The sequence below is a fragment of the Streptococcus intestinihominis genome (assembly GCF_046824975.1).
GTDB lineage: Bacteria > Bacillota > Bacilli > Lactobacillales > Streptococcaceae > Streptococcus.
In genome coordinates, this window is record NZ_JBKQBL010000004.1 from 54,323 (window position 1) to 60,558 (window position 6,236).

The window sequence follows — 6,236 nt, forward strand, 5'->3', positions numbered from 1 at the left end:
AGAACAAGATTAAGACGATTGCAATGATAATAATTCTTAACTTTTCTTTATCAAATAAACTCACAAGATTTCCTCTACTTTCTCTTGAGAAGTCTCAACATAATATATTTTATTGCTCTTGCTGGCCCAATCACGATATACTTTAAGGCTCCTTTAATCCCACCGATTTGATTAAAGTCCACGAAGGTATGTGGTTGGAGATCCTCTCGATTGTTCAACTGCTTATTATCGATAAATGGTGTGAGAACGTGTGGATTTTGGGAAATCCTAAAGTCATATTTTTGATCCCAGGCAATGTAGACTAATAAGCGTTCAATCGCATGAAGGATCGAATTTTGAGGAAGAGGTTCAGCTGGAACATCTGCTGCTTTCAAATTCAAATCAAAGAGTGGTTTCAAAGCATCATACTTAAACCAAACAAAGGTGCCATAGCTCATAACAAAAGTATTGAGATTTTTGAAATCAATTGTCTTGGTCGCTCCCATCCGTTGCCAGAGCTTGTTCATCTCTGGTGAAATGAGAACTTCATTCCAGGCAACCACTATTCGATTGTATCGGAAGAAGGTTGGAATATCTGCGATGGTGATTCCGACTTTTGGATTGGCTTCCATATTGGCAAGGATTTGATCTGCCGGTTTAACCAACATATCAATCAATTCTTTCCGCCAAGATTCACCAGCCCAGAAATCTGCTTCTTTAGATTTCTTGGTATGGAAATGGCCGACATAATCATAGTGAGAGAGTTGCTCTTTTAAGAGCAACATTGGTAACACATCCCGACCAATGTTTCCAGTCACCACAACCGTCGCAACTTGGACCCGATTAGAAAGAATCTCCTCAACAGCCTGCTTCTTCTCTTCTACATCTGTCGTAATCCATAGATCAAAGTCAAAATGAAAAGCTTGGAAAGCATCTAGAAATTCTTCCAAGAGGTCCACATAAAAGACATGGAGATGAACCGCAACTTTTTTATCAAATGTGTCTCCTAAGTTTTGATCCTTCAAATACTTACGGGATAAGAGATAAGGATAGTCCGGACGGTCAATCATAGACATGTGGTTAAGAATCAAATCCAATGGATAGTCCGATACACGCTCCAATTCATCAAAAATATAAGGCATGATTCCTTCATTGTTTGCAATGGTTTTGACTTTGATGAAAGGAACCTTATGATTGAGAATCGCTGTAGGATTGTAGTAAGAAAAGTCTGGATAGAGCATCCCAGTTGTATCTTCATGGGTGGTATTAAAAACAGTTTTATAGCGAAAACCAGCATCCAAGAAATTCGTTGTGACCTTAGTCTCGTAGTGATCGATCACATCTTGGACATTGGTAAAGTCTTGAACGCCCTGCCAAAACTCATGGAAAGTACTTGATTCAATAACCTGTTTTTTAAAGCTAAGATAATAACTTTGAATATGCTCGTTAAAATCCTTGTCTTTCCGGTAATTGGTCATTCCCCAGAAATCTACTTCAGGGTCATTTTCAAACTGCTGATAAATGGGTTCTAAATCCCAAAGCGGTCCAAAGCAGGTATCATTCATGAGGGTAACAGAATCAAAGTGAGACAGTTGATCAAAGCCGACTGTCTTCATTCCATCCCGCCAAGCAGCGAAGTCAAAGCCACTATTTTGGCGCTCAAGAATATCATCCACCAACTGTTGGGAAGACAAATGATCTTTCACATCTTCTGGTAGCTGACTATTAGAGATAAAGATCACCCGTGAGTACAAGGGACGAATTTTTTCTAATTGGTAAAGTACATGTCCACTAATAAAATTAAACTTATTGTAGTGAACATATAAAAGTAAACGTTGCATATTATTTCCTTATTCTAAAGAATTTCAAGATCTTTGTTGGAATAGTCCAACGTCTGGATGTGATAACAGTTCTATATGCTTCTTTCGCAGTTTCCAGCTCTGCTTCTAGTCTCTTCATGTTATTAATAGACTGCAACATTGAAGCTGCAAAAACTTTTCCAATATAATCCGGTGCAGAGGGATTATCTATAGAAATCATTTTATAGCTCAGTTGATACACCCCTTCTTCTTCAACTTCATAAATCAATTGAGGATCCGGTTCGCTAAACAAATACAAATTATCAACAACAATGCCATTACTATAAACAGCTGAACAAACCTTGCCTGACGAATCTTTCAATTCAACATCAGAGTAATAACTAGGATTTTCCGAAAGATCAACTCGAATAACAGAAGTTCCCTTCGGAATTTCGATTGTCAGGCAATCTTCTTTTTGAAGCAGTTTGGTCAAGGTACGATCTTCCGAATAGGTGTTTTCTTCATCTCCCAAATAAATCGTAACAGATTCCATCCCAATATGTGAAAGGGAGTCCATTGGTTTAGACAAGCGAATCTCATAAGTATTAGTACGATCTAAGAGAATTTTTGTCATCTCTTTAAAATCTGCATTTGGATATTTATCAAGATAGGCTAATTGAGTTTGCAGTAGCTTATGGAAGCGACGTTCCAATTTTCTAAAATCACAAGGACGAGAATCCGATCCTTGGTTGATAGTATAGGCAACCGTTGCTTCATCCAGATAGGCTAAAGAAGTCCGTTGAAAGAGTTCCAGCTGTAGATTAAAGGTATCGTCTGATGTCGTAAGATCTAGCTCTTGATTGACTTCTAGCATCAGATCTCTATCTACTAGCCATGTAGAGGCCATAGTAAAGCCTCTAGTCGCAAGCATTTTTTCGTAGGTATCTGCTAATGGAATCGTATGATTAGCAAAGCCAGCCTTAGAAACAAAATTGCCATGCTCATCATAGATATCAAAATCAGTATTGGACCATTTGCAATCAGGCTTACTTTCTAATAAGTCAACCTGTTTCTGAAGTTTTAAAGGGTCTAACCAAAAATCATCTCCGTCACAGCGAGCAATATACTGACCACGTGCTTCCTTACAGATAGCTAGCCAGGTTTTGGCGATTCCCTGATTCTCATCCTGATAAAAGGCACGGATCAGATCAGGGTAGTTTGCTTGATAATCCTGAATGATGGAACGAGATCCATCACTTGAAGCATCATCCACTAAAATAATCTCAAAAGAAAACTCTGTTTGTTGGGCCAAGAAGCTGTCAATTGTCTTCTTTAGCCAGGGTTCTTTATTAAAAACTGTACAAATTATCGAAACAAAAGGCGTCGTTTCCATATCTCCCTCAGTCTAGTCAGTCATTGACCATGTTCCATTGCGTTGGATTAAGCCACTTGCTGCATCCATTGCTGATTTATCATCCAAAGCTATATCATCTCGATTGATAAAGATTAGTGGGGTTTGTGTAGCATCTGAAAAGGCCAGCATCTGTCCTTCGGCATCCCGCACTGTCACTTCTAATTTCATTTTTAAGTCATTCACTGCTGGAAGGGAACAAGTGTAGTGAACCGTTTTATGTCCAGCCCCACTCATCAGTTGATTCATAGAATTATCGTTATAGATCCAAATGTTCCGATCGATATCCGTCAAAGACAGAGCGATATAGGTCTGGATATCTTCAAGTACATCAAAATCAATTTGGAAGTGAATCGTATCTTGGGGGCGTAATTTGTTCGAACTTAACAACTGAAGCTGAAAGTTTTCAACCAATACTTGTTCTTCATGGTTGGGATTAGCACCTCCACTAGCTTCTCCTCCCTGTTGCAAAGGAGCTGTATTGTCAAAACTATACTGGTTGGCAACATTTTCAGGACTACCAATTGCTTTCACCAAACCATTTTCAATCAAAACGGCCTTGTTACAATATTTCTTGACGGCCCCCATATCATGGGTAACCAGGATAGTAGTTTTCCCTGATTTTTTCCGTTCTTGGAAATAATCGTTACACTTGCGCTGGAAGGCCTCATCTCCTACTGCTAGGACCTCATCCAAAATCAAGATATCCCCTTGAGCCTTAATCGCAACCGAAAAGGCTAGACGAACCTGCATCCCTGATGAGTAGTTCTTAAGCTTTTGGTTCATGAATTCATGCAACTCGGCAAAGTCTACGATATCATCATACATGGCATCAATTTCAGCTGTTGAGAAGCCTAGCATGGCCCCGTTCATGTAGACATTTTCACGACCTGTCAGTTCTGGGTTAAAGCCCACTCCAAGCTCAATGAAGGACACCAGTTTCCCATCGATAGTGACAGCACCTTTTTCTGGTACATAGATTTCAGAAATAATTTTCAAGAGAGTCGATTTTCCAGAACCATTTCTTCCGAGAATCCCAAAAAAGTCTCCTTTTTCTACCTCAAAAGAAATATCCTTGAGAACGTGCTGTTCTTTATAGCCTTTAATGCCTTTGAAACGATTGACCAGGGCAGTTCGAAGACTATTGGTTGCTTCTGTTGGCAACTTAAAGTACTTGCTGACATGGTCTACTTTTACTGCAATTTGTTTATCTGTCATTAGAGAATCTCCGCAAATTTCTTAGCATGTTTGTTAAAGTAAGCAAAGCCAGCGACAAAAATAAGAATTGGTAAAACATAAGGAATCAGAACCAAGAACTTATTCTCTACCAAAAGCCAAACAGGGGTGTTGGCCTTATCAATCAAGAAATACCGCATGTCTTGAATAATTTGTGCTAATGGATTCATCATGACCAACTTAGCCGCCCATGGATTGCGGTCTGCAATAAAGGTAATTGGGTAGATAATTGGCGTCGCATACAAGCCTGCTTGCAAGAGCACTTCCCAGACTTGACCTAAGTCACGGAAACGGACAAAAAATGTCGCTAAGATTAATGCACATCCTGTCGCCATCAAGAACAACTCAAAGAATAGCGGAATCACCATCAAAGCTGTCCAAGAGAATGTCACCCCATTAAAGAATGAAAAAATCAAAACAACAATAAGGTTAATGACAAAGTTAATGGCTGCTCCTGAAATCGCAGACAAGACAATGATGTGTTTGGAGAAGTTCAACTTCCGCAACAGGTCGCCTCGACTAACAATCGACACCATCCCCATAGATGTTGCTTCTGAGAAGAAGCCCCAAATTACATTGGCCAACAAGAGGGCAACTGGAAAATGAGGCACATCTCCACCCAAACGTAAGAATCGGATGAAGACGACATACATGATTGTAAAGGTCATCAATGGCTTTAAAATCGACCAAAGATAACCGATCGCTGATCCTTGGTAGCGTAATTTAAAGTCTGTTTTAATTAATTCTCTTAATAAAATTCGATTTTTCTGACTAAAAACGTCAAACATTATTTTTTACCTCGATATGCAAACTTTGTCAGAATTAGGCTGGTAAATACAAAGGTATGAAAAGCCCGGTTCTTCCGATAACCATACTGACGAATCCGTCTCAAACGTTCTTTTAGTGGAACATCCATAATGGTGACAAAGTTTTCAATGATTTCTTTAGTTTGGGAACTGACAGGCAGATCCAATAGATTTTTTGCTTGTTCTTGACTGGACTCAATGAGATTCCAATATTTAGCAAAAAGAATATGAGGGCGAACCCAATTTTTAACCCGTTTTCTAAGGGTACGAGCCCCAAGAACGTTGCTACTGTGCTGCCGGTACAATTCTGTCGGCTGATCGATATAAATTAGATTTCCAAAGGCAGTTGCCAACAAGGCCAAGTACCAGTCATGCATAAGAAGCGCATGTTTTTCTTGGCCTGTCCATAAGTCAGCCAACGCGTGGTTAATCATGGCTACCCCACCAGTTACCGTATTTTCCGTCAGCTCTTGAATCAGTTCGGTATTGGCATGATCAGACTGGGTGCGAATCATACTCTCATGCTGCACGTTCAAGTTTTCATCGACCACTTTTAAATCTGTGTAGACCAGCAAAGGCACTTCTTGAGGGTGCTTGGCCGCTTCTGCTACTTGAAGAGCAATCTTGTCTGGTAACCAGACATCATCTTGGTCACTAAAACAATAGAAATCTGCTTCTTCATATTTCAAGAGGGCATGGAAGCTTTTGATGACACCAAGATTTTCGATAGCACCTTGATTGATAAAGCGAATGCGCTCATCCTGGGCTACCAACTCTCGAATGATCTCCACCGTACCGTCGGTTGACCCATCATCTCGGATCAAGAGTTGCCAATCCTGATAAGTCTGGTCTTGGATACTTTTGACCTGCTCTTTTAGATACTGTTCACCATTATAGGTGGACAACAAGATATTTACTTTCATGATAAGAATAATTCCTCGTACTCACCTACAATTTTTTCCCAGGTAAAGTTTTGCTTCATATTGGCCTTGGCACGTTGACCCC

Annotated in this window: 5 protein-coding genes; all 5 read right to left on the bottom strand. The window is 39.8% G+C overall.

What is annotated here, in order from left to right; genetic code table 11:
• Positions 1-74: 74 nt before the first annotated feature.
• From ACLOR3_RS07165 to ACLOR3_RS07185, 5 genes are read right to left on the bottom strand one after another with little or no spacing between them, the layout of a single operon-like run.
• Positions 75-1,820, bottom strand: a complete 1,746-nt coding sequence (locus ACLOR3_RS07165; protein WP_411399857.1) for a rhamnan synthesis F family protein — start codon at positions 1,818-1,820, stop codon at positions 75-77.
• 1 nt (position 1,821) lies between these two features.
• Positions 1,822-3,171, bottom strand: coding sequence for a glycosyltransferase family 2 protein (locus tag ACLOR3_RS07170; protein WP_411399858.1), 1,350 nt, complete (start codon positions 3,169-3,171; stop codon positions 1,822-1,824).
• Between the two features lie 12 nt (positions 3,172-3,183).
• Complete coding sequence (locus ACLOR3_RS07175; RefSeq protein WP_411399859.1) at positions 3,184-4,407, bottom strand: ABC transporter ATP-binding protein; 1,224 nt, start codon at positions 4,405-4,407, stop codon at positions 3,184-3,186.
• Positions 4,407-5,213 (bottom strand): ABC transporter permease, encoded by an 807-nt coding sequence (locus ACLOR3_RS07180; protein ID WP_048716888.1) that lies wholly within the window; start codon positions 5,211-5,213, stop codon positions 4,407-4,409. Before ACLOR3_RS07180 ends, ACLOR3_RS07175 begins: the two co-directional genes overlap by 1 nt.
• Complete coding sequence (locus ACLOR3_RS07185) at positions 5,213-6,154, bottom strand: glycosyltransferase family 2 protein (RefSeq protein WP_411399860.1); 942 nt, start codon at positions 6,152-6,154, stop codon at positions 5,213-5,215. The genes ACLOR3_RS07180 and ACLOR3_RS07185 overlap by 1 nt, the downstream gene beginning before the upstream one ends.
• Positions 6,155-6,236: the final 82 nt, after the last annotated feature.

Bases quoted from the DNA above. Each gene is read 5' to 3' on its own strand.
- ACLOR3_RS07165 (WP_411399857.1), bottom strand. From the start codon at position 1,820: ATGCAACGTTTACTTTTATATGTTCACTACAATAAGTTTAATTTTATT.
- ACLOR3_RS07170 (WP_411399858.1), bottom strand. From the start codon at position 3,171: ATGGAAACGACGCCTTTTGTTTCGATAATTTGTACAGTTTTTAATAAA.
- ACLOR3_RS07175 (WP_411399859.1), bottom strand. From the start codon at position 4,407: ATGACAGATAAACAAATTGCAGTAAAAGTAGACCATGTCAGCAAGTAC.
- ACLOR3_RS07180 (WP_048716888.1), bottom strand. From the start codon at position 5,213: ATGTTTGACGTTTTTAGTCAGAAAAATCGAATTTTATTAAGAGAATTA.
- ACLOR3_RS07185 (WP_411399860.1), bottom strand. From the start codon at position 6,154: ATGAAAGTAAATATCTTGTTGTCCACCTATAATGGTGAACAGTATCTA.